The sequence below is a fragment of the Ectopseudomonas chengduensis genome (genome assembly GCF_900102635.1).
In the GTDB taxonomy this organism is placed as follows: domain Bacteria; phylum Pseudomonadota; class Gammaproteobacteria; order Pseudomonadales; family Pseudomonadaceae; genus Aquipseudomonas; species Aquipseudomonas chengduensis.
Map to the genome: position 1 here is coordinate 63808 of NZ_FMZQ01000018.1, position 21838 is coordinate 85645.

At 61.7% G+C, this 21838-nt stretch carries 22 protein-coding genes and 1 pseudogene; 12 read left to right on the forward strand and 11 right to left on the reverse strand.

Annotated elements, in window-relative coordinates; genetic code table 11:
* Positions 1-127: 127 nt before the first annotated feature.
* From map to BLS08_RS22930, 7 genes are all read left to right on the forward strand, one after another.
* Positions 128-910, forward strand: coding sequence for a type I methionyl aminopeptidase (gene map / locus BLS08_RS22900; RefSeq protein WP_017674792.1), 783 nt, complete (start codon positions 128-130; stop codon positions 908-910).
* 85 nt (positions 911-995) lie between these two features.
* The gene (locus BLS08_RS22905) at positions 996-3695 is read left to right on the forward strand and encodes a [protein-PII] uridylyltransferase (protein WP_017674793.1); all 2700 of its coding nucleotides are present in this window, start codon (positions 996-998) and stop codon (positions 3693-3695) included.
* A gap of 37 nt (positions 3696-3732) precedes the next feature.
* Entirely contained in the window at positions 3733-4929 is a 1197-nt protein-coding gene (gene dapC / locus BLS08_RS22910; RefSeq protein ID WP_017674794.1) for a succinyldiaminopimelate transaminase, read from the forward strand.
* 264 nt (positions 4930-5193) lie between these two features.
* Positions 5194-5541, forward strand: a complete 348-nt coding sequence (locus BLS08_RS22915; protein WP_017674795.1) for an ArsC family reductase — start codon at positions 5194-5196, stop codon at positions 5539-5541.
* 38 nt (positions 5542-5579) lie between these two features.
* On the forward strand, positions 5580-6614 hold the full coding sequence (gene dapD, locus BLS08_RS22920; protein WP_017674796.1) for a 2,3,4,5-tetrahydropyridine-2,6-dicarboxylate N-succinyltransferase: 1035 nt from the start codon (positions 5580-5582) through the stop codon (positions 6612-6614).
* Positions 6615-6693: 79 nt separating this feature from the next.
* Complete coding sequence (locus BLS08_RS22925) at positions 6694-7899, forward strand: aminotransferase class V-fold PLP-dependent enzyme (RefSeq protein ID WP_017674797.1); 1206 nt, start codon at positions 6694-6696, stop codon at positions 7897-7899.
* A gap of 103 nt (positions 7900-8002) precedes the next feature.
* On the forward strand, positions 8003-8410 hold the full coding sequence (locus tag BLS08_RS22930) for a SufE family protein (RefSeq protein WP_017674798.1): 408 nt from the start codon (positions 8003-8005) through the stop codon (positions 8408-8410).
* Positions 8411-8625: 215 nt separating this feature from the next.
* On the opposite strand, the gene BLS08_RS22935 is transcribed toward BLS08_RS22930, so the two are convergent.
* The 3 genes from BLS08_RS22935 to tcdA all read right to left on the reverse strand — a co-directional run bounded on the left by BLS08_RS22935 (position 8626) and on the right by tcdA (position 10888).
* A complete protein-coding gene (locus BLS08_RS22935) occupies positions 8626-9096 on the reverse strand; it encodes a YehS family protein (RefSeq protein ID WP_017674799.1) in 471 nt (156 codons plus the stop codon).
* A 39-nt stretch (positions 9097-9135) separates the two neighbouring features.
* Positions 9136-9930, reverse strand: coding sequence for a substrate-binding periplasmic protein (locus tag BLS08_RS22940; protein ID WP_026088367.1), 795 nt, complete (start codon positions 9928-9930; stop codon positions 9136-9138).
* A gap of 148 nt (positions 9931-10078) precedes the next feature.
* Positions 10079-10888 (reverse strand): tRNA cyclic N6-threonylcarbamoyladenosine(37) synthase TcdA, encoded by an 810-nt coding sequence (tcdA, locus tag BLS08_RS22945; protein ID WP_004423981.1) that lies wholly within the window; start codon positions 10886-10888, stop codon positions 10079-10081.
* A 246-nt stretch (positions 10889-11134) separates the two neighbouring features.
* Between tcdA and dapE the strand changes: the two genes are divergently transcribed.
* From dapE to BLS08_RS22960, 3 genes are all read left to right on the forward strand, one after another.
* A complete protein-coding gene (gene dapE / locus BLS08_RS22950; RefSeq protein WP_017674802.1) occupies positions 11135-12277 on the forward strand; it encodes a succinyl-diaminopimelate desuccinylase in 1143 nt (380 codons plus the stop codon).
* Positions 12278-12395: 118 nt separating this feature from the next.
* A complete protein-coding gene (locus BLS08_RS22955; protein WP_090337566.1) occupies positions 12396-13220 on the forward strand; it encodes a putative RNA methyltransferase in 825 nt (274 codons plus the stop codon).
* Between the two features lie 5 nt (positions 13221-13225).
* Positions 13226-13600 (forward strand): hypothetical protein, encoded by a 375-nt coding sequence (locus tag BLS08_RS22960; protein ID WP_090337568.1) that lies wholly within the window; start codon positions 13226-13228, stop codon positions 13598-13600.
* Between the two features lie 523 nt (positions 13601-14123).
* Here BLS08_RS22960 and BLS08_RS22965 read toward each other — a convergent pair.
* From BLS08_RS22965 to BLS08_RS22995, 8 genes and pseudogenes are all read right to left on the reverse strand, one after another.
* A complete protein-coding gene (locus BLS08_RS22965; RefSeq protein WP_004423973.1) occupies positions 14124-14333 on the reverse strand; it encodes a cold-shock protein in 210 nt (69 codons plus the stop codon).
* A gap of 229 nt (positions 14334-14562) precedes the next feature.
* Positions 14563-15555, reverse strand: coding sequence for a DUF4340 domain-containing protein (locus tag BLS08_RS22970; protein ID WP_090337570.1), 993 nt, complete (start codon positions 15553-15555; stop codon positions 14563-14565).
* A gap of 170 nt (positions 15556-15725) precedes the next feature.
* A complete protein-coding gene (locus BLS08_RS22975; protein WP_090337572.1) occupies positions 15726-17552 on the reverse strand; it encodes a GldG family protein in 1827 nt (608 codons plus the stop codon).
* 9 nt (positions 17553-17561) lie between these two features.
* A complete protein-coding gene (locus BLS08_RS22980) occupies positions 17562-18293 on the reverse strand; it encodes an ABC transporter permease subunit (RefSeq protein WP_003244158.1) in 732 nt (243 codons plus the stop codon).
* Entirely contained in the window at positions 18290-19213 is a 924-nt protein-coding gene (locus BLS08_RS22985) for an ABC transporter ATP-binding protein (protein ID WP_017674808.1), read from the reverse strand. The genes BLS08_RS22980 and BLS08_RS22985 overlap by 4 nt, the downstream gene beginning before the upstream one ends.
* Positions 19214-19379: 166 nt before the next feature.
* Positions 19380-19589, reverse strand: a complete 210-nt coding sequence (locus tag BLS08_RS26755; RefSeq protein WP_236699057.1) for a tyrosine-type recombinase/integrase — start codon at positions 19587-19589, stop codon at positions 19380-19382.
* The gene (locus BLS08_RS22990; RefSeq protein ID WP_275942504.1) at positions 19559-20113 is read right to left on the reverse strand and encodes a tyrosine-type recombinase/integrase; all 555 of its coding nucleotides are present in this window, start codon (positions 20111-20113) and stop codon (positions 19559-19561) included. The genes BLS08_RS26755 and BLS08_RS22990 overlap by 31 nt, the downstream gene beginning before the upstream one ends.
* Positions 20114-20260: 147 nt before the next feature.
* Positions 20261-20488: pseudogene (locus BLS08_RS22995) on the reverse strand (site-specific integrase); the annotation flags it as partial.
* Between the two features lie 160 nt (positions 20489-20648).
* Between BLS08_RS22995 and BLS08_RS23000 the strand changes: the two are divergent.
* Together BLS08_RS23000 and BLS08_RS26230 are read left to right on the forward strand one after the other, a co-directional pair.
* Entirely contained in the window at positions 20649-21302 is a 654-nt protein-coding gene (locus BLS08_RS23000) for a hypothetical protein (RefSeq protein WP_090337574.1), read from the forward strand.
* Positions 21303-21343: 41 nt separating this feature from the next.
* On the forward strand, positions 21344-21694 hold the full coding sequence (locus tag BLS08_RS26230; protein ID WP_139204293.1) for a hypothetical protein: 351 nt from the start codon (positions 21344-21346) through the stop codon (positions 21692-21694).
* Positions 21695-21838: the final 144 nt, after the last annotated feature.

Below are 21838 nucleotides of genomic sequence, written 5' to 3' on the forward strand. Positions count from 1 at the left end.
GCCGGCTCAGGCTACAAAAGCTGGCAAACAACGCAGTAACGCCCTGCAGCGGTTGCAGTGCCCTTTGGGGCTGGCACGGCGAAGCTGCTAATATATCGCCCTTTCCGTTCGTGCCCGAGAGTTTCATATGACCGTCACCATCAAATCCGCCGAAGAAATCGAGAAAATGCGCGTGGCCGGCCGCCTGGCCGCCGAAGTGCTGGAGATGATCGGTGAACACGTCAAGCCTGGCGTCACCACTGAGGAAATCGACCGCATCTGCCACGACTATATCGTCAACGTGCAGCAGGCCATTCCCGCCCCGCTCAACTACAAGGGCTTCCCCAAGTCGATCTGCACCTCGGTCAACCATGTGGTGTGCCACGGCATCCCCAACGACAAGCCGCTGAAAGACGGCGACGTGCTGAACATCGACGTCACCGTGATCAAGGACGGCTACCACGGCGATACCAGCAAGATGTTCATGGTCGGCAAGGTCGCCGAGTGGGCCGAGCGTCTGGCCAAGGTCACCCAGGAATGCATGTACAAAGGCATCGAGCTGGTCAAACCCGGCACGCGCCTGGGCGATATCGGCGAAGTGATCCAGAAGCACGCGGAAAAGAACGGTTTCTCCGTGGTCCGCGAATACTGCGGCCATGGCATTGGCGCGGTCTTCCATGAAGAGCCGCAGGTGCTGCATTACGGCAAGGCCGGCACCGGCATGGAGCTCAAGGAAGGCATGACCTTCACCATCGAGCCGATGATCAACCAGGGCCGCCCGGAAACCCGCCTGCTCGGCGACGGCTGGACCGCCATCACCAAGGACCGCAAGCTGTCGGCGCAATGGGAGCACACTGTGCTGGTCACCGCAGATGGCTATGAGATCCTGACCCTGCGCAGCGACGACACCCTGCCGCGCACCTCGGCCTGACCGCGATCCGTAGGGTGCGCCATGCGCACCATTGAAGCTTGTGGTGCGCAAAGCGCACCCCACCTTATATAAGGAAGGCAACTGCATGCCGCAGATGGACCCCGAACTGTTTGACCGCGGTCAGTTCCAGGCCGAGCTGGCCCTGAAATCCAGCCCCATCGCTGCATTCAAGAAGGCCATCCGCGGCGCGCATGAAGTGCTCGATGCGCGCTTTCGTGCCGGCCGTGACATTCGCCGCCTGGTCGAAGACCGCGCCTGGTTCGTCGATCAGATCCTGCAGGAAGCCTGGAAACGCTTCACCTGGAGCGAGGATGCCGACATCGCCCTGCTCGCCGTTGGCGGCTACGGCCGTGGCGAGCTGCACCCTTACTCGGACATCGACCTGCTGATCCTGCTCGACAGCAGCGATCACGAAATCTTCCGCGAGCCCATCGAAGGCTTTCTCACCCTGCTCTGGGACATCGGCCTGGAAGTTGGCCAGAGCGTGCGCTCGGTCGACGAATGCGCCGAAGAGGCACGCGCCGACCTGACGGTGATCACCAACCTGATGGAAAGCCGCACCATCGCCGGCCCCGAACACCTGCGCCAGCGCATGCAGCAGGTGACCAGCACCGATCAGATGTGGCCGAGCAAGCACTTCTACCTGGCCAAGCGCGACGAGCGCAGAGCGCGTCATGCCAAGTACAACGACACCGAGTACAACCTCGAACCCAACGTCAAGGGCTCGCCCGGCGGCCTGCGTGATATCCAGACCGTGCTCTGGGTGGCGCGCCGCCAGTTCGGCACGCTGAACCTGCAGGCCTTGGTCGGCCACGGTTTCCTGCTGGAGAGCGAATACGCCCTGCTCTCCTCCAGCCAGGAATTTTTGTGGAAGGTGCGCTACGCCCTGCACATGCTCGCCGGGCGTGCCGAAGACCGTCTGCTGTTCGATCACCAGGCCAAGATCGCCGCCCTGTTCGGCTATCAGGACGGCGACGGCAAGCGCAGCATCGAACACTTCATGCAGAAGTACTACCGCGTGGTGATGGGGATTTCCGAGCTGTCGGACCTGATCAACCAGCACTTCGAGGAAGTGATCCTGCGCGCCGGCGAAAGCGGCCCGGCCACGCCACTGAACAGCCGCTTCCAGGTGCGCGACGGTTATATCGAAGTCACCCACCCGAACGTGTTCAAGCGTACCCCCTTCGCCATCATCGAAATCTTCGTGCTCATGGCGCAGCACCCGGAAATCAAAGGGGTACGTGCCGACAGCATCCGCCTGCTGCGTGACAGCCGCCACCTGATCGACGACGAGTTCCGCAAGGACATCCGCAACACCAGCCTGTTCATCGAACTGTTCAAGTGCAAGGAAGGCATTCACCGCAACCTGCGCCGGATGAACCGCTACGGCATTCTCGGCCGTTATTTGCCGGAGTTCGGCCATATCGTCGGGCAGATGCAGCACGACCTGTTCCACATCTATACGGTCGACGCGCACACCCTCAACCTGATCAAGCACCTGCGCAAGTTCCGCTGGCCGGAGCTGGCGGAGAAATTCCCGCTGGCCAGCAAGCTGATCGACAAGCTGCCAAAATCCGAGCTGATTTACCTCGCCGGCCTGTATCACGACATCGGCAAGGGTCGTGGCGGTGATCATTCGGAGCTGGGCGCGGTAGACGCCGAAGCCTTCGCCCGCCGCCATCATCTTCCGGCCTGGGACAGCGCCCTGATCGTCTGGCTGGTGCAGCACCACCTGGTGATGTCCACCACCGCGCAGCGCAAGGACCTCTCCGACCCGCAGGTGATCCATGACTTCGCCCAGTTCGTCGGCGACCAGACGCACCTGGACTACCTCTACGTGCTGACCGTGGCCGATATCAACGCCACCAACCCCAGCCTGTGGAATTCCTGGCGCGCCAGCCTGCTGCGCCAGCTCTACACCGAGACCAAGCGCGCCCTGCGCCGCGGCCTGGAAAACCCGCTGGACCGTGAAGAGCAGATTCGCCAGACCCAGAGCGCGGCCCTGGACACCCTGGTACGTGGCGGCACCGACCCGGACGATGCCGAACAGCTGTGGAGCCAGCTGGGCGACGACTACTTCCTGCGCCACACCGCCACCGACGTGGCCTGGCACACCGACGCCATTCTCCAGCACCCCAACGATGGCGGCCCGCTGGTGCTGATTAAGGAAACCACCCAGCGCGAGTTCGAAGGCGGCACGCAGATCTTCATCTACGCGCCGGATCAGCATGACTTCTTCGCCGTGACCGTGGCTGCGATGAGCCAGCTCAACCTGAACATTCACGACGCGCGGATCATCACCTCCACCAGCCAGTTCACCCTCGATACCTACGTGGTGCTGGATGCCGACGGCGGCTCGATCGGCAACAACCCGGCACGCATCCAGCAGATTCGCGAAGGCCTGATCGAAGCGCTGAAGAACCCGGACGACTATCCGACCATCATCCAGCGCAGGGTGCCGCGCCAGCTCAAGCACTTTGCCTTCGCACCGCAGGTGACCATCCACAACGACGCGCAGCGCCCGGTGACCATCCTCGAACTGACCGCACCGGACCGCCCCGGCCTGCTGGCGCGGATCGGGCGAATCTTCCTCGAATACGACCTGTCGCTGCAGAACGCCAAGATCGCCACCCTCGGCGAACGGGTCGAGGACGTATTCTTCGTCACCGACGCCAACAACCAGCCGCTGTCCGACCCCGAACTCTGTGCACGCCTGCAGGAAACCATCGTCCGCCGCCTGTCCGAGCCCAGCGCTCAACCGCAGACCCTGCAGATCAACATATGATTGCGCCGCCCCGCTTTCCGAAGTACGCGAGATAACGATGAATCCAGCCCTCGACCAGCTCCAGCCCTACCCTTTCGAGAAACTGCGCGAACTGCTCGGCAGCGTACAACCGGCCGCCGACAAGCGCCCGATTGCCCTGTCCATCGGCGAACCCAAGCATCGCTCGCCTGACTTCGTCGGCCAGGCACTGACCGCCAATCTCGACAAGCTCGCCGTCTACCCGACCACGCTTGGCTTGCCGGAACTGCGCCAGAGCATTGCCAACTGGTGCGAACGCCGCTTTGGCGTGCCGACTGGCTGGCTGGATGCCGCGCGCCACGTGTTGCCGGTCAATGGCACCCGCGAAGCGCTGTTCGCCTTCACCCAGGCGGTGGTCGACCGCAATGCCAAGGGCTTGGTGGTCAGCCCCAACCCCTTCTATCAGATCTACGAAGGTGCGGCCTTCCTCGCCGGCGCCGAGCCACATTACCTGTCGTGCCTGGAAGCTCACGGCTTCAACCCGGACTTCGATGCCGTGCCGGCCGAAATCTGGCAGCGCTGCCAGATCCTGTTCCTCTGCTCGCCAGGCAACCCCACCGGCGCCCTGATCCCGGTCGAGACGCTGAAGAAACTGATCGCCCTGGCCGACGAGCACGACTTCGTCATCGCCGCCGACGAGTGCTACAGCGAGCTGTATTTCGATGAGGACGCACCACCGCCCGGCCTGCTTAGCGCCTGCGCCGAACTGGGCCGTAGCGATTTCGCACGTTGCGTGGTGTTCCACAGCCTGTCCAAGCGCTCCAACCTGCCAGGGCTGCGTTCGGGCTTCGTCGCCGGCGACGCCAGCATCCTCAAGCACTTCTTGCTGTACCGCACCTACCACGGCTGCGCCATGCCGGTACAAACCCAGCTGGCCAGCGTTGCCGCTTGGAACGACGAAGCGCATGTACGCGCCAACCGCGACATGTACCGCGAGAAGTTCGCTGCCGTGCTGGACATCCTCGCCCCGGTGATGGACGTGCAGCGCCCGGATGGCGGCTTCTACCTGTGGGCACGTACCCCGGGTGACGACACCCTGTTCACCCGCGACCTGTTCGCCACCGAGCACGTCACCGTGGTGCCCGGCTCGTACCTGTCGCGTGAAGTGAACGGCGTCAACCCAGGTGCCGGCCGCGTGCGCATGGCACTGGTAGCACCACTGGCCGAGTGCATCGAGGCCGCCGAGCGTATTGCCCGCTTTATCCGCAGTGCCTGAACTGCTTCAACCGTCGCGGCTAAAGCCCCTCCCACAGCTACTTGACTTGCAGGAGGGGCTTTACGCGAGCCGCTGGCTCCGTAGCCCGGATGCAATCCGGGGATAGCCCGCCAATGCTTCCCGGATTGCATCCGGGCTACACGCTGTACGCCGGCGCTGTAACACATCGCAGCGACAGCCGCCGCCACGTCTGGACGCGACGTGGCATAATGGCCCGCCGTATTTCCCGGACCTTCCGGCACGCCACTCATCAGAGGAAGATCAATGAGTTACGTCCTGTATGGCATCAAGGCCTGCGACACGATGAAAAAGGCCAGAACCTGGCTCGATGAACACCAGGTCGACTATGCCTTTCACGACTACAAGAGCGTCGGGATCGACCGTGCAAACCTGGAAAAGTGGTGCAACGAGCATGGCTGGCAGACCGTCCTGAACCGTGCAGGCACCACCTTCCGCAAGCTGGAAGACGCGCAGAAAGCCGATCTCGACCAGGTCAAGGCCATCGAACTGATGCTGGCCCAACCCTCGATGATCAAGCGCCCGGTACTCGACCTGGGCGACAAGACCCTGGTCGGCTTCAAGCCGGATAACTACCAAGCCGCGCTGGCCTGATCAACCTCACCCGATTTCGTTGCAAGGAACCCCATCTAATGAGCACCTCCCTTTACAGCATCGCCTTTGGTGTTGGCACCCAGAACCGCCAGGGTAACTGGCTGGAAGTCTTCTACGCCCTGCCGCTGCTCAATCCGGCCAGCGAGCTGGTGGCCAAGGCCGCCGAGGTCATCGGCTATCAAGGTGGTAACCAAGCCATCGCCTTCACCTCCGTGCAAGCAGGTGATCTGGCTGAAGCGCTGAAAGGCGTGGACGCCGCTCAAGCGGCGCTGCTGACCCGTCTGGCCGAAAGCCACAACCCGCTGGTCGCCACCTTCCTGGCTGAAGACGCCGCGCTGACCAGCACCCCGGAGGCCTACCTCAAGCTGCACCTGCTGTCGCATCGTCTGGTCAAGCCGCACGGCCTGAGCCTGGCCGGCATTTTCCCGCTGCTGCCCAACGTGGCCTGGACCAGTCAGGGCGCCGTCGACCTCGGCGAGCTGGCCGAACGCCAGCTGGAAGCCCGCCTGAAGGGCAAGCTGCTGGAAGTGTTCTCGGTGGACAAGTTCCCGAAAATGACCGACTACGTGGTGCCGGCCGGCGTGCGTATCGCCGACAGTGCCCGCGTACGCCTGGGCGCCTACATCGGCGAAGGCACCACCGTGATGCACGAAGGCTTCGTCAACTTCAACGGCGGCACCGAAGGCCCAGGCATGATCGAAGGCCGCGTTTCCGCTGGCGTCTTCGTCGGCAAGGGCTCGGATCTCGGCGGCGGCTGCTCGACCATGGGCACCCTGTCCGGCGGCGGCAACATCATCATCAGCGTTGGTGAAGGCTGCCTGATCGGCGCCAACGCAGGCATCGGCATCCCGCTGGGCGACCGCAATACCGTCGAAGCCGGCCTGTACATCACCGCCGGCACCAAGGTGAACCTGCTCGACGAAGGCAACGCCCTGGTCAAGGTGGTCAAGGCGCGCGACCTGGCTGGCCAGCCGGATCTGCTGTTCCGTCGCAACTCGCTGACCGGCGCCGTGGAGTGCAAGACCCACAAGTCGGCCATCGAGCTGAACGAAGCCCTGCACGCCCACAACTGATCCCACGTAGGGTGCGCCGTGCGCACCGCTAAGCCATGCGACCTGGTGCGCATGGCGCACCCTACGGGATAGGCTCCTCATGTCACTGACCTCCCCCTGGCGTGCCGACTTCCCCGGCATTCTCGCCCTCGAAGCCGAAGGCCAGACCTATCTGGACAGCGCCGCCACCGCGCAGAAACCGCAGACGGTGCTGGACGCCCTGCTCGGCTACCTGGCCAGCGGCGTGGCCAATGTGCACCGTGCCCAGCACCTGCCAGGTGAACGTGCCACCCGCGCCTTCGAGGCTACACGCAGCAGGGCTGCACAATGGCTGAATGCGGCCAGCAGCGAGGAGATCATTTTTACCCGCGGCAGCACCGAATCACTCAACCTGCTGGCCTATGGCCTGGAGCATCTGCTGCAGGCTGGCGAGCAAATCGTCGTCAGCGCGCTGGAGCACCACGCCAATCTGCTGCCCTGGCAGCAACTGGCCAAGCGCCGCAATCTCGAGTTGGTGGTATTGCAGCTGGATCACACCGGCAGCATCGATCTGCAGCAAGCGGCTCGGCTGATCGGCCCACGCACCCGCCTGCTGGCGGTCTCGCAGCTGTCCAACGTGCTTGGCCGCTGGCAACCGCTTGCCGAGCTGCTGGCCCTGGCACGTGCGCAAGGCGCATTCAGCGTGGTCGACGGCGCCCAGGGTGCAGTGCATGGTCGCCACGATCTGCAGGCCCTGGGCTGTGATTTCTACGTGTGCTCGTCGCACAAGCTCTACGGCCCGGATGGCGTCGGCCTGCTGTATGGCCGCCGCGAAGCGTTGGGCAAATTGCAGCACTGGCAATTCGGCGGTGAGATGGTGCTCGATGCCGACTACCAGAGCGCGCGCTTTCGCCCTGCTCCGTTGGGTTTCGAGGCCGGTACACCAGCGGTTTCAGCGGTCATAGCCCTGGGCGCAGCACTGGACTGGCTAAACGGGCTGGATCACACCGCCGTGGTACATCATGAAGCGGCCCTGCATGCCGAACTGCTGGCCGGCCTGCAAAGCCGCAACGGCGTGCGTCTGCTCGGCGAGCCGCAGTTGGCGCTGGCCAGTTTCTGCGTCGACGGCGTACATAACGCCGACCTGGCTCACCTGCTCAGCGAACAGGGCATCGCCGTGCGCGCCGGGCATCACTGCGCCATGCCGCTGATGAAAAGCCTGGGTCTGAGTGGTGCGATTCGCGTCTCGCTCGCTCTGTACAACGACGGCGAGGACCTGCGGCGATTCTTCAGCGCCCTGGATAATGCTCTGGAGCTGCTGCAATGAAGATCGGCCAATGGTTCGTCGTAGGAGCGGCTTCAGCCGCGAATATTGGCACCCGGACCATCGCGGCTGAAGCCACTCCTACATGCTACGGGAGTCTCTCGCCATGAGCCTGTCAGTCGCCGCTCAGGAAGCACTGGAAGCCTTTGCCGCCTGCCCAGGCTGGGAACAGCGCGCGCGCCTGCTGATGCAGTGGGGCGAACGTCTGGAGCCATTGAGCGAAACCGAACGCGTCGACGAGCACCGCGTGCATGGCTGCGAGAGCCTGGTCTGGCTGATAGCCGAACAACGCGGCGAGCACCTGCACTTTCGCGCCAGCAGCGACGCCCGCCTACTGCGTGGCTTGCTGGCCGTGCTGCTGGCGCGTGTCGAAGGTCTGCCTCGCGCCGAGCTGGCCAGTGTCGATCTGGTCGACTGGTTCATCCAGTTGGGGTTGCAGAGACAACTGTCGCCATCACGCAGCAACGGCCTCAATGCCGTGCTGCAGCGTATGCGCGAGCTGGCTGGGACCTGAACACCGTAGTGTGGGTTAGGCGCCTGCTGGCGGTGGTGGTGAAGCCCGCAAGACATGCTGCGCCGTAACCTACCAATTGGTACAACGCAGGAACGGCGCCTGGTGGGTTACGCGGCGCACAACGATGGCGGTGTCTGATAGTGTGACGTTTGGCGCCGCTACCCCCCCCTACGAAGACCACGAACGCTCTTCACCATTGCGACAGGGTCACGTCACTAGTCGCTCTTGCCCCGCTCGCGCAACGTCAGCCCCCGCAGAAAATTGCGCAGGATCTGATCGCCGCACTCGCGAAAGTGCTTGTGACCCGGCGCGCGGAACAGGGCGCCAAGCTCGGCCTTGGTCATCGGCAGGTCGACCGCTTGCAGAAGCGCCTGGATATCGTCGTCGCGCAGCTCGAAGGCCACGCGCAGCTTCTTCAAGATCAGGTTGTTACTCAGGCGTTTTTCCACCGGCAGGCGCGGCCGGCTGTCGTCCTTGCCGCGCTTGTGGAACACCAGACCTTCGAGCACGTGCGCCAGCAGCACATCGCTGCAGGATCGATAACCGGGCTCCTCCTCACGCAGCAGACAGGCCGAGATCAGGCCCGGTTCGACGGGATAATCCGCCAACCGGCATAGCTCTTCCAGCTTGCCATCGCTGACATCCAGCAAATAGCGCAAGCTGCGCAGTACATCGTTATTGAGCATGCAGAAAACTCTTGGAGGAAGGAGGTAGGCAGATGCGGTTCAGTCCCGCACAGCCTGGGCCGAGGTGCTGGGTTTCCAGTCATCGGCGTTACCGGAATTAAGCGCCTGCTGTAGACGCTGCAGGTCACCACGCTGGGCAAAGTCACGCAGCCTGGCATTGAACACGCGCAACAGCTTGACGCTCTCAGGATCGCCCTTGCGAAACAGCAAGCGCAGTGGCTCGGTATTCAACTGCCGCGGATGATGCACGATTTTACCGCCATCTTCCGGAAACAAACGATTCAACATGGCATAGCCGACAGCGCGGTCCTGTGGATGCAGGTCGATACGACCCAACTCCAGAAGACGAAAACTGGTGTCCTCCTTGCCATTTTGCTCGACGCTCAGGCGGCCGGCCTGCAACGCCTCGTCGAACGCAGGGCCGTAGGAGTAACCCAGCGTCGTGCCGATGTGATACTTCAACAAGTCCTCGACCGTGGTCCAGTCGAACGCCTGATCGCGACGATGGAACAGAACGATCTCCCCGCGCACCAGCGGGTCGCTACAAATGCCGTAATTGAGCCGACTGGGGCTGCAGCTATAGGGCATGATCGCGTGCAACTGCCCCTGCTGCAGCATCAGTACGTTGCGGTCCCAGGGATGGAAGATGAATTCGACCTGGTAACCCGCTTCAGCGAACACTGCGCTGATCAGTCGCGCCAGAGCGCCACCATCACTGCGCTCTTGGTCGACGTAAGGCGCCCAGTCACCGGTGCCGATACGCAGCTTCTGCGGCTCGGCCTGAACGGGCCCAAGGGCTACCAGCAAAACAGGTAGCGTCAGGGAGGCGAGCATCCGTGCCCAGCGTCTTCTCAGCGCGACGCTACAAAACAGGTACGACACAAATCACCTCTGATACGGATCATGTTCGACGTCTCCCTGTCGACTACTGCAACCTCTCCCTTCGCCCAGCATAGTCAAACGCACCGTGCACGGGCGTTTCTCAGGTTTTCGATTGGCGCTCTGCCGGACGACGGGCGCCAGCCACCAGTTTGTCCACCAGCTTGGCCGCAGCAGCCATGCCGAAGCTGGCGGTGACCATCATCACCGCGCCGAAACCGCCCGCGCAGTCGAGTTTCACCCCTTCACCGACGAAGCCCTTGGCCTGACAGACCGTGCCATCCGGCTTGGGGTAACGCAGTTGCTCGGTGGAGAACACGCAAGGGACGCTGTAGGTGCGGCCCGGCGTACGCGAGAAGCCATAGTCGCGGCGCAACAGGCTGCGCACCTTGGCCGCCAGCGGGTCGTTGAAGGTCTTGTTCAGGTCGGTGACCTGAATCTGCGTCGGGTCGACCTGCCCGCCCGCGCCGCCGGTGGTGACGATCTGAATCTTGCGCCGCTTGCACCAGGCGATCAGAGCCGCCTTGGCCGGCACGCTGTCGATGCAGTCGATCACACCGTCGAGCTGCTCGGTGATGTACTCGGCCATGGTCTCACGGGTGACGAAATCCGCCACCGCATGCACCACGCAGGCCGGGTTGATGGCGCGGATGCGCGCGGCCATCTCATCGACCTTGGCCTTGCCCACCGCGCCTTCGACGGCGTGCACCTGGCGATTGGTGTTGGTGATGCAAACATCGTCCAGGTCGAACAGGGAAATCTCGCCGACACCCGAGCGCGCCAGCGCCTCGGCCGCCCAGGAACCGACGCCGCCGATGCCGACTACCGCCACGTGCGCCGCTGCCAGTCGTTGATAGCCCTCCTGGCCGTAAAGCCGGGCTATGCCGCCGAATCGCTGATCGTCAGTACCCATCACACCCCCTGCAAGAAGGCGCGCATTATAGAGATAGCACCCTGCCCACCCAAGCCTGTCGAACAGGTCAGCCGTCGGCCCGTCGTATCGAGCTGCATTTACCGCGAATGCGCCGTGCGGCCCTCCCTCATCCGGCGCTTCGCGCCACCTTCTCCCAGAGGGAGAAGGGCATCAAGGATGGCGTCGCTGCGCGACTTTCACGGTAATATGGCCAGCCTTCACGCTAGCCGCCGTACCGGAGCCGCAATGACCGCCACCCTCACCCCGACCCTGGAACTCGCCTTCGACCTGATCCGCCGCCCGTCCGTGACCCCGGTCGACGAAGGTTGCCAGGAGCTGATGATGCGCCGTCTGGCCGCGTGCGGCTTCGAGGTTGAGCGCATGCGCATCGAAGAGGTGGAGAATTTCTGGGCCAAACGCGGTGGCGACGGCCCGGTGCTGTGCTTCGCCGGCCACACCGATGTGGTACCCACCGGCCCGCTGGACGCCTGGCAGTACCAGCCGTTCGACGTGCGCGTCGATGAAGACGGCATGCTCTGCGGCCGAGGCGCAGCGGACATGAAAGGCAGCCTGGCGAGCATGATCATCGCGGTGGAGCGCTTCGTCGCCGACTACCCGAACCACAAGGGCGCCATCACCTTCCTGATCACCAGCGATGAAGAAGGCCCGGCTCAGCATGGCACCAAGGCGGTGGTCGAGCGCCTGCGCGAGCGTAACGAGCGCCTGGACTGGTGCATCGTCGGCGAACCGTCGAGCACCACTCTGCTCGGTGACGTGGTGAAGAACGGCCGTCGTGGCTCCCTCGGTTGCACCCTCACCGTGTACGGCAAGCAAGGCCACGTCGCCTACCCGCACCTGGCGAAGAATCCGATTCACCTGGCCGCCCCGGCACTGGCCGAACTGGCCGCCGAACATTGGGATCATGGCAACGACTACTTCCCGCCGACCAGCTTCCAGGTGTCCAATCTCAACTCCGGCACTGGCGCGACCAACGTCATCCCCGGCGAGCTGAAAGCGGTGTTCAACTTCCGCTTCTCCACCGAATCCACCGTCGAGGAGCTGCAGCAACGCGTCACCACCATTCTCGACAAGCACGGCCTGGACTACCACCTGGAGTGGGCGCTGTCCGGCCTGCCCTTCCTTACCCAGCCGGGCGACCTGCTCGACGCAGTGGCCGCCAGCATCAAGAACGTCACCGGTCGCGACACCACGCCGTCCACCAGCGGCGGCACCTCCGACGGTCGCTTCATCGCCACCCTGGGCACCCAGGTGGTCGAGCTCGGCCCGGTCAACGCCACCATCCACCAGATCAACGAGCGCGTACTGGCCAGCGACCTCGACCTGCTCACCGAAGTCTATTACCGAACCCTGGTGAAATTGCTGGCATGATGGGCGAAGCAAATCCGATGTCAGTAATCCGCCCATTGCCCTCATCCGCCGCTGCGCGCCACCTTCTCCCAGAGGGAGAAGGATTCAGGGAGAACGTCGCTACGCGACGTGCATGCCAATGCTGATCTGTCCCATCTGCCAAGCGCCGCTGATGCCCAGCGGCAACGGCCTGGCCTGCGAAAACCGCCACAGCTTCGACCGCGCGCGCCAGGGCTACTTCAACCTGCTGCCAGTGCAACACAAGAACAGCCGCGACCCCGGCGACAACGCCGCCATGGTCGAGGCCCGCCGGCGTTTTCTCGACGGCGGCCACTACGCACCGCTGGCCGCACGCCTGGCCGCACTGGCTGCCGAGTACAAGCCGGCGCGCTGGCTGGATATCGGTTGTGGCGAGGGTTACTACACCGAACAGACCGCCCGCGCCCTGCCCGCCGCCGACGGTTATGCCCTGGACATCTCCCGCGAGGCGGTGAAACGCGCGTGCAAACGTGCTCCGCAGCTGAGCTGGCTGGTGGCGAGCATGGCCCGCGTGCCATTGGCCGATGCCAGTTGCGACCTACTGGCCAGCGTCTTCAGCCCGCTGGACTGGGCCGAGGCCAAACGCCTGCTCGCACCCGGCGGCGGCTTGCTGCGCATGGGCCCGACTCGCGGCCACCTGATGGAGCTGCGGCAGAAGCTGTACGACGAAGTACGCGACTACGACGACGAGAAGCACCTGGCGCTGATTCCGCCCGGCATGCACCTGGCCCACAGCGAAACCCTCGAATTCCCGCTGCACCTGGCCGACGCTCAGGCTCGCGCCGACCTGCTGGCCATGACCCCACACGGCTGGCGCGCCAGTGCCGAACGCCGTGAAGCAGTGATCGCCGAGCCCTTCGAAGTTACCGTCGCCATCCGCTACGATTGGATCGTCAAAACCCAGAGCCCACGCTCTCAGGACTGAAAGCCATGCGCCAACCCGACATCGAGATCTACCTCAAAGACGCCGAACGTGATGCCGTGGCGCAATGGCTGGGTGAAGCACTTGGCCCATGCAGCGACTGGCAGCAGAAAGGCCAGACCTTCAAGTGCAAGGCCGGTGACGTGCCGGTGACCTGGTTGCCGAAAGCCGTGGGCAAATGGCACAGCCTGTACCTGGAAAGCGACGCCACGCCCTGGGACGACGACCTGGCTTGCGCCCGCGCCGCCCATGCCGCGCTCGGCGTACAGATTCGCTGCGCACCCGGCACCTGGGTTGAGGATGAAAGCGACGAGGAAGCCGACCGCTGGATCAAGGTCGACGCCGATGGTGAAACCGAAATCGTCTGGCGTACAGATCAATAGCGGCCGCTTAGCGCAAGCGCCAAATCTGTAGGAGCGGCGCCCCGCCGCGAATCAGGACGACAAAGCTTCGCCCCGGGGCGGGGCTCCTACGCAAAGCTGCGTGGAGTCACTATCTTCGCCCGTAGCCCGGATGAAATCCGGGGATCAGCGCATTTCCCGGATTTCCCGGATTTCCCGGATTTCATCCAGGCTACAGTGTTCTTCACCTTCGCGGCCCGAACAGACCACAAAGAACAAGGCCGGTCATCGACGGTAACGCTGTTCACTTAAGCGACGGTCGGACGCGTTCAGTGCCCTCGCCCCTCTGGGAAGAGGGTTAGGGCGGGCCGCGTTCGCAGAGGGGTGGCCGGCAGACTTGCAGTGATTTCAGCCCTCTCCCCCAGCCCCTCTCCCCTTTATGGGAGAGGGACGTACCGAGCAACCCTCCACGTCTTTCGGCGGGTTTCACCCGCCCTACGAAATACAGCGCCCACAAACAACAAGGCCCGTCATCGACGGGCCTTGTTGTATTTCGAGTTGGAGCTCAGACCGCGGAGACGTCTTCCGCCTGCAGGCCTTTCTGGCCCTGGGTCACACCGAACTCGACCTTCTGGCCTTCGACCAGGGTGCGGTGGCCATCGCCACGAATGGCGCGGTAGTGAACGAATACGTCCGGGCCGCTTTCGCGCTGAATGAACCCGTAACCCTTGGAATCATTGAACCATTTGACGGTTCCCGTCTCACGATCTGCCATTACCAACTTCTCCAAACTCGCTATGTTTTTATTGTCCCGAAGGCGCTTTGACGGCTCGGTAAAAACGTTCTTCTCAGCGTTCGCCACCCCCGGCAATCGAGCATGGAGCAGGTCAAGCGATTCGCGTTCTTGCTGCAGCCGAAGGCCGAGTATAAAGCATGGATTGTGACTGAAAAGCACTTTTTCAAAACCGCCACGAACCCAGAAGATATGCGGGTTACAGCTTGTTTTATGGGCTTTTTACTAACAGATCGCGCAACTTCTTCGCCAGCCGCTGCACCTGATCAGGCTCCAGTCGATATGCCCAGTCACTGCGCGCACTCACCTCTGCTGCGTTGAAACCTTCACGCTCGCCAAGCACCAACCAATACTGCTCACCCTGCTTGTACAACGCTCCTTCGAGCTTCTCCTCGGCAAAACCGCTGAGGCTGAACTGCAGCATCGGCGCCTGCATGAAACCTATCTGCGCCAATGGCGCGGCATCGGCGAACTGCAGGTTGGAGAAGACCAGGGCGACGCCATTGGCCGCACCCTCGAAGCTGAGTTTCTGTTCCTTGCGCAGTTCTGCGACAGCGAAGTTGTACTGCTGGGCATCGGCACGCGTCAGGGTAAGTTTCTCGCCATCGGCGTAGCGCAGCTCAAGGCGCGCGATGCGCGTGAAGGGAATGTCGCTGACACGCCGATCCAGCCAGTCCAGCTCACGCGTCGGCACCTGCAACTGCTGATCGATCAGCCACACCTGATCCTCGCCGGCACGACGCACCAGTTGCCCACTGCCTTGCTGAGAGGGATTACCCAAGCGCAGCCCCAGGTCGGGATGCCCGTCGAACTGCAGCTTCAGACGCAGCGCCTGCTCATCGGCCGCGCCCTCCTCGGCCAAGCCCAAACGAGCATGCCACTGCGGGTTGGCGGTCTTGGCCTCCTGCGTGCGCGCCTCACGCAATGCCCGCAGCAGTTCGGCCAGCGCTTGCGGCGCCGCCGGATAGTCGGCCTTGGCCGGCACTACCCAGGTATCACCACGTCGCTCGATAAGTACCGAGGGCTGCCCCGGCGCCTCGATCTCCAGTGCCTGCAGCGTATTCAGATAGCCCTGTTCGGCTGCCAGCCAGGGCGCCGACTCGATTTGCGCCGTGCTCTGCTGCTGGCCGCGCTGCACGGCCAGGTAACCCAGCACACAAAGCAGCACGATGACGATCAATGCGATCAGACCTTTACGTCCCATGATCTTTTCACCCTTGGATAGGATGAAGCCGCGTAGGGTGAGCCGTGCGCACCGATGCTTCCCGGCTGAACACACGGCGCACCCTACGGGCCTCTGGAAAAACCAGACATTGGTGGAGGCGCTTCAGCGGCGACGGTCGCGGCTGAAGCCCCTCCTACAAGAGATAACCCTCAAGCGCGGCGACGGCGCCGCCACAGCCACAATGCCAACACGCCAAGGGTCAGCAGCGCCGGCACCAGGGCGATGTTGATGATCTTCAGCGTACGACCCAGCGCCTCGATATCGGCATTGAGCTGGTAGCGCACCTCGCGCAGCTCCTTGCGAATCTCCAGCTTCTGCTGGATGAAGCGCTGCAACGCGCCCTGCTGCTCCGGCGTCAGCTCCAGGCTTGGATCGTCGCTTTGCTGCAGCGCCGCCAGTTGCTGCTCCGTCTCGGCCAGGCGTGCCTGCAAGGCTTGCTCCTTGTCACGGAAACGCTGTTCGGCAGCACGCTGCAACTCCTCGACCACCACGAACGGACGGCTGAAGCGACCACGCGAACGCACGCTGATCAGCGCCTCGGAGCCGGTCAGGTTGTCCAGCGCGTTGATGGTGAAGCTGCCGTTGTCCGCCCAGGGCTGCGGCATGCGCTGGCCGAAGAAGTCCTGCACCTGCACCCACATGCGATCACTGAGAATGTCGGTATCAGCCACGGCGATGACGTTGATGGTGTCCGCCTGCTTGAGGCCGTCCTTGCGTCCTTCGATGCCATCGGGGAAGGCGCTCTGCGCCGGGCCATCGATGCGCGCGGCGATGGTGTAGCGCTCGCCGGTCGGCTCCAGTTCGCGGATCAGCTCCTCGGGGTTGCTGAGCATGGCGAAGCGCTGGGCGTCGAACGGCATGGCGTATTCGGAGCTTTGCATCAGCGGGGTAAAGCGCGTCTTCGCCCCCTCCACCGGTTCGAGAATTCCAGCCGTGGCAACGGTGACGCTCTCCAGCCCGGCCGTGGCGATATCGGTCTGATCCAGCGCCTTGCGCGGCAAGCTCAGCCAGGCAGCGTGACGAACCGGACGCTGGCCTTGACCACGGTTGACCGACATGGCGTAGGAGCCATCGCCAAGCACCTTGTCCGGCACCATGCGCAAGCCCCAGGCCTTGAACAGCGGCTCGATGTTCGACGCCCGGTCCACCGCCACCTCGCCCGGCATATCGCCGGTGTCAGCCTCGGCATAGGGGTCGACGAAGACCATCAGCTTGCCGCCGCGCAGCACGAACTGGTCGATGGCGTAGAGGGTCTGCTCGGGCAGATTCTTCGGATGCACCAGCCAGAGCACTGAGACGCTATCGGGAATCTGGTCGACATCGGCCTTGAGTTGCTCGATCTGGAACAACTGGCGCACCTGCTCCAGCACCATCCACGGCGGCGTCGGCTGCCGCGCCATCATGTCGAAACCGCCGGTCATCGACAGCCCGGAGAGCACGCCAACCACCGGCAGCTCCGGCTTGGCCAGGGTCTGCACCAGGCGGCTCAGCTCGTACTCCAGATGCTCCTCCTGATCCAGGGCGAAGAACGGGATCACCTGGGTGTCGTCCAGGCCATTGGTGCCAGCCAGGCCGAAGTAGATCGAGTCGCCGCCCTGCTGCAGCGGAATGTCCTGCAGACCGTATTGCGCGGCCTTGTCCTCATCTTCGGAGAACGGCTCGGGGTCGATGATATGCAGGCGGATCTTGCCGCCAGCCTGGGCCTGGTAGGCCTTGAGCATCTCCTCCACGCGCTGGGCATAGGTGCGCAGCGCCGGCAGGTTCTTGGCCACCTTGTCCGAGTAGAAGAAGTACAGGTTGATCGGCTCGTCCAGCTCACCAAGGATCTGCTTGGTGCCATCGGAGATGGTGTAGAGCTTCTGCTCGGTCAGGTCCAGGCGGGCACCGCCCAGGCCCAGGCCGGCCAGCAGGTTGAAGGCGAGAAAGGCCGCCGCGATCAGCAGCAACCCTGCGCCGGAATAGATCAGCTTTTTCATGGGCGCTCCTCAGTCGGCTTTCTTCAGGTCGATGACCACGGCGGTGGCGGTCAGCCAGGCGGCGATCAGCGAGAGGAAATACAAAAGGTCGCGCAGATCGATCACGCCCTTGCTGATGGCGTCGAAGCGCACCAGAAAGCTCAGCGAGGCGATGGCGTCCACCAGCCACTGCGGCGCCCAGGCGAAGGCGTCGAGCACCATCGGAAAACCGCTGACGATGAACAGGAAGCAGGCGCTGACCGCGAGGATGAAGGCGATCACCTGATTCTTGCTCAGCGCCGACATGCACGAGCCGATGGCGAGATAGGCGCCGGCCAGCAGCCAGCTGCCGATGTAGCCAGTGACGATGGCGCCGTTGTCCGGCTCGCCCAGGTAGTTGACCGTGATGATCATCGGGAAGGTCAGCAGCAACGCGATGCCGGCGAACACCCAGGCCGCCAGGAACTTGCCGGTAACCGCCTCGAAGCGGGTGATCGGCAGGGTCATGAGCAACTCGATGGAGCCGGATTTGCGCTCCTCTGCCCACAGGCGCATGGCGATGGCCGGCACCAGGAACAGATAGAGCCACGGGTGGAAGTTGAAGAAGGCCGAGAGATTGGCCTGGCCGCCCTCGAAGAAGCCACCCAGGTAGAAGGTGAACACCCCGGACAGCACCAGGAAGATGACGATGAACACATAAGCCAGCGGCGTGGCGAAATAGCTCGCCAGCTCGCGCTTGAAGATCACGGGCAACTGGGTCATGGCTGCTCTCCCCGGGTCAGCGTGCGGAACACTTCATCCAGGCGGCCGCGTTCCACGTTGAGTTCCTTGACCTTCCAGCCGCGCTCGGCAATCAGCGCATTGACCTGCGGGAAGATCACCTCGCCCGGCTGCGCCAGCACGCTCAGGCTGTGCTCACGGGCGTTTTCCTCGACACCGGCGACGCCCGGCAGCGCCGCGAGGGCTGCCTGATCCAGCGCCTCATCGGCCACCAGCGTCACCGCCTGGTGGTAGCGCGAGCGGCTTTCCAACTCCAGCGGCGTACCATCGGCCAGCAAGCGGCCCTGGGCGATCACCACCGCGCGTGTGCACAGCGCCGTGACCTCTTCGAGGATATGGGTAGAAATGATCACGATCTTGTCGCGGGCCAGGCCCTGAATAAGCTGACGCACCTGATGTTTCTGGTTGGGGTCGAGGCCGTCGGTGGGCTCGTCGAGGATCAGCACGCGCGGGTCATGCAGAATCGCCTGGGCCAGGCCAACGCGGCGCTTGAAGCCCTTGGACAGCGTCTCGATGCTCTGCTCCAGCACCTTTTCCAGCTCCACCTGCTCCACAGCGCGCTGCACGCGAAGCGTCTTCTCGGCGCCGCGAAAACCGCGCACCTCGGCGATAAAGTCGAGAAAGCCACGCACCGTCATGTCGCCATAGCAAGGCGCGCCTTCCGGCAGATAACCGATCTGCCGCTGGGCCTTGAGAGTCTGGGTCTGGATATCGCAACCGAGGATGCTCGCCGTACCGGAGGTCGGCGCGAGAAAGCCGGTGAGCATTTTCATGGTGGTGGATTTGCCGGCCCCGTTGGGGCCTAGAAAGCCCAGCACTTCCCCTGGCTGGACCCGGAACGACAAGTCATCGACTGCCGTGTGCTGCGCAAAACGCTTGGTCAGGTTTCTTATATCGATCATGGCCTCTCACCGTCGCGAATGGCCTGCGCTCAGCGAAACCATCGCTAAAGCGCAGGCCGCAAGAACGCCGGACGCGGAAAAGCACACGCCCGGACGAGGGCAAGACCGTAGCAAAACTGAAAAGTTCAGTCAGCAGGCCGAAACAAGTAGTAAATGGAATATGTGCTCAGCGATCCAGAGGGCTCAATACCGCCAGGCCACCTCGGTTGAGCACATGGGTGTAGATCATGGTGGTTTTCACGTCCGAGTGGCCGAGCAACTCCTGCACGGTGCGAATGTCCTGGCCTGCTTCCAGAAGATGCGTGGCAAAGGAATGACGTAACGAATGTGGCGTCGTATGCTTGATCAAGCCAGCACGCCGCGCCGCCTCACGCACCGCCCTCTGGATGGTTTTCTCATGCAGGTGATGGCGATAAATGCCGTGCCCGCGTGGATCCTGAGAGCGATTGCCCGACGGAAGACGAACTGCCATCCCCACTCCTTCGCCGCATTCGGATACTTGCGCGCCAGCGCGAACGGCAAATTAGCCTCGCCAAAGCCTTCGGCCAGATCGCCCTGATGCACGCGCTGCACCTTGTTCAAATGTTGCCGTAACGGCTCGACGACACGCATTGGCAGCATGGTTACCCGATCTTTTTGGCCCTTACCATCACGCACGATGATTTCTCGCCGGGTAAAGTCGACATCCTTGACTCTTAGCCGCAGCGCTTCAAGCAATCGCAATCCAGCACCATAGAGCAGATTCGCAACTATCCAGCTATCGCCCTGCAATTGAGCCAACAGGGCATCGACCTCAATACGGGTAAGCACCACCGGCAGATGCTTGGGTTTCTTCGCCCGTACGACACCCTGTAACCAGGGCAAATCCAGCTTGAGCACCTCCTTGTAGAGAAATAGCAAAGCGGCTAGCAGGTCGTTGAAAAACGTAGGCGAGGCAGCCAATGCAAGGCAAAAACAGGCGAAAAAGCGGAGTTTACGAGCTGTAAATGAGCATTTTGAGCCTGTTTTTAACGCAGCAGTGGCAACGCAGATAGTTTTTCAACAGCCTGCTAGAGCCTGGTTCTGTGTCGAGGCGGACACATCGCGCTTAACCGCGAGATGGGTCAGAAAAGCCTCGATCTCCACCGCGCCCATCTCCGCCGGATGCCGGTAGTGGTGAAAGCGGATGTAGCGCTTTACCCATTCGGCATAGACAGCTTCGGTACGGATGGAATAGTTTCTGACTCGAATCTGCTGGCGCAGTTGATCCAGCAGCTTGGGCTTGCCGTCATCCATGTCGCGTTTCTCCCTGGGTGCTGTCGCGTTTGCCGCGACAACCTTCAAGCTAGACAAGGACTTGCAAGACGACAAGGAAGATTATGCGACAGCTGTCGCGTGGAAACGCGACATGAATGTCGTCTAATTAATAGTTAGGGGCTCAATTGGAGTATCGCGCATGAAGTATTTATTTCTAATAGCCATGTTGCAAGCAAGCATTACTAGCTCAGCTCACGCTGAAGACAAGAAATATATTGAACAAGGTAATTCAATTTACTTTTGCAGCAGCCCCGAAGCAGCAGGAGGTCTAGTCGAAACCTACGACAGAGAGGACGACTTCAATGTACGTAACTATGTTGAAAGCTCAGCCCAATGCGAAAGACTCCCTCCCAGCGCAGAAGCAAAGCTCTACATCTTGACGAACACCGAGGAAAATAGCGTTATCAAAATAGAAATAATTCATCCAAAGCTAACCGGCGAGAAATTTTTCTGGATTAACTCTCAACAAGCCAACGACCAAATCAACTACTACAACGCCACTCTTGAAGAGAAACCGCTTGCTGTTGGATTTTCTAATGAAATCTTTGGTTGTACTACCTTGGAAGCCGCCATTCATCATAGCCAAATAAGTAGCCACTCAAAACAAACTGGCGGCTTTTATGTTGCACAAGCCTATGACATTGGAAATCAAGACAAAACCACTGATTTTATCTGCAAAAATATTAAACCTGGAACTAGAGCCGACATATACATGAACAAAGCTCAAAGCGGCTTCGTTCCAGTACACATGTACGATAAGGATCGTACAATCCTGTGGATACCCGCCAAATAAAGCGAACACTTAAACCCCAATAAATATACATTGGAGAGAGTATGAACAATATCAAAGCATCTCTTTTGCTATTAATTTCATCCACACTTGCTGGCTGCGGGGATTCAGCAGAAGAAAAACTCAGAGAGCTACTTATCAGCAAAAGCAATCTCATTGACCCTAAATCAGCGGAATTTAGAAACATAAAGACAGACAATAAAATGAGTCAATTTTGCGGAGAGATAAACGCCAAAAACTCTCTCGGAGGCTATGTAGGTTGGACTCATTTTTATGCAACCACAAACGATAGTTCCGGGCTATATTTTGAAGAATTCAAAAATACGCTATCTCCCAATAACCCTTATCACTTTGCAATCCCCAGCATCAATGAATTCTGCAATAGCTCTGAGTAAGATGGCTATTATTCCGCTACTAACCAACTATTTAGCGCCCCTAACAACTGTATATGGACTCTCCCCACAAGTAGTGAGCAAAGCTTTGCCTTTGCACCTGTCGTCAGCGCGGTTGCATTCGTATATCCGGCCTGTGATGGGCGC

Bases quoted from the DNA above. Each gene is read 5' to 3' on its own strand.
- dapC (WP_017674794.1), top strand. From the start codon at position 3,733: ATGAATCCAGCCCTCGACCAGCTCCAGCCCTACCCTTTCGAGAAACTG.
- BLS08_RS22980 (WP_003244158.1), bottom strand. From the start codon at position 18,293: ATGACCCAGTTGCCCGTGATCTTCAAGCGCGAGCTGGCGAGCTATTTC.
- tcdA (WP_004423981.1), bottom strand. From the start codon at position 10,888: ATGGGTACTGACGATCAGCGATTCGGCGGCATAGCCCGGCTTTACGGC.
- dapD (WP_017674796.1), top strand. From the start codon at position 5,580: ATGAGCACCTCCCTTTACAGCATCGCCTTTGGTGTTGGCACCCAGAAC.
- BLS08_RS22940 (WP_026088367.1), bottom strand. From the start codon at position 9,930: ATGCTCGCCTCCCTGACGCTACCTGTTTTGCTGGTAGCCCTTGGGCCC.
- BLS08_RS22975 (WP_090337572.1), bottom strand. From the start codon at position 17,552: ATGAAAAAGCTGATCTATTCCGGCGCAGGGTTGCTGCTGATCGCGGCG.
- BLS08_RS22935 (WP_017674799.1), bottom strand. From the start codon at position 9,096: ATGCTCAATAACGATGTACTGCGCAGCTTGCGCTATTTGCTGGATGTC.
- dapE (WP_017674802.1), top strand. From the start codon at position 11,135: ATGACCGCCACCCTCACCCCGACCCTGGAACTCGCCTTCGACCTGATC.
- BLS08_RS22960 (WP_090337568.1), top strand. From the start codon at position 13,226: ATGCGCCAACCCGACATCGAGATCTACCTCAAAGACGCCGAACGTGAT.
- BLS08_RS26230 (WP_139204293.1), top strand. From the start codon at position 21,344: ATGAACAATATCAAAGCATCTCTTTTGCTATTAATTTCATCCACACTT.
- BLS08_RS22930 (WP_017674798.1), top strand. From the start codon at position 8,003: ATGAGCCTGTCAGTCGCCGCTCAGGAAGCACTGGAAGCCTTTGCCGCC.
- BLS08_RS22970 (WP_090337570.1), bottom strand. From the start codon at position 15,555: ATGGGACGTAAAGGTCTGATCGCATTGATCGTCATCGTGCTGCTTTGT.
- BLS08_RS22925 (WP_017674797.1), top strand. From the start codon at position 6,694: ATGTCACTGACCTCCCCCTGGCGTGCCGACTTCCCCGGCATTCTCGCC.
- BLS08_RS22905 (WP_017674793.1), top strand. From the start codon at position 996: ATGCCGCAGATGGACCCCGAACTGTTTGACCGCGGTCAGTTCCAGGCC.
- BLS08_RS22965 (WP_004423973.1), bottom strand. From the start codon at position 14,333: ATGGCAGATCGTGAGACGGGAACCGTCAAATGGTTCAATGATTCCAAG.
- BLS08_RS22955 (WP_090337566.1), top strand. From the start codon at position 12,396: ATGCTGATCTGTCCCATCTGCCAAGCGCCGCTGATGCCCAGCGGCAAC.
- map (WP_017674792.1), top strand. From the start codon at position 128: ATGACCGTCACCATCAAATCCGCCGAAGAAATCGAGAAAATGCGCGTG.
- BLS08_RS22985 (WP_017674808.1), bottom strand. From the start codon at position 19,213: ATGATCGATATAAGAAACCTGACCAAGCGTTTTGCGCAGCACACGGCA.
- BLS08_RS23000 (WP_090337574.1), top strand. From the start codon at position 20,649: ATGAAGTATTTATTTCTAATAGCCATGTTGCAAGCAAGCATTACTAGC.
- BLS08_RS22915 (WP_017674795.1), top strand. From the start codon at position 5,194: ATGAGTTACGTCCTGTATGGCATCAAGGCCTGCGACACGATGAAAAAG.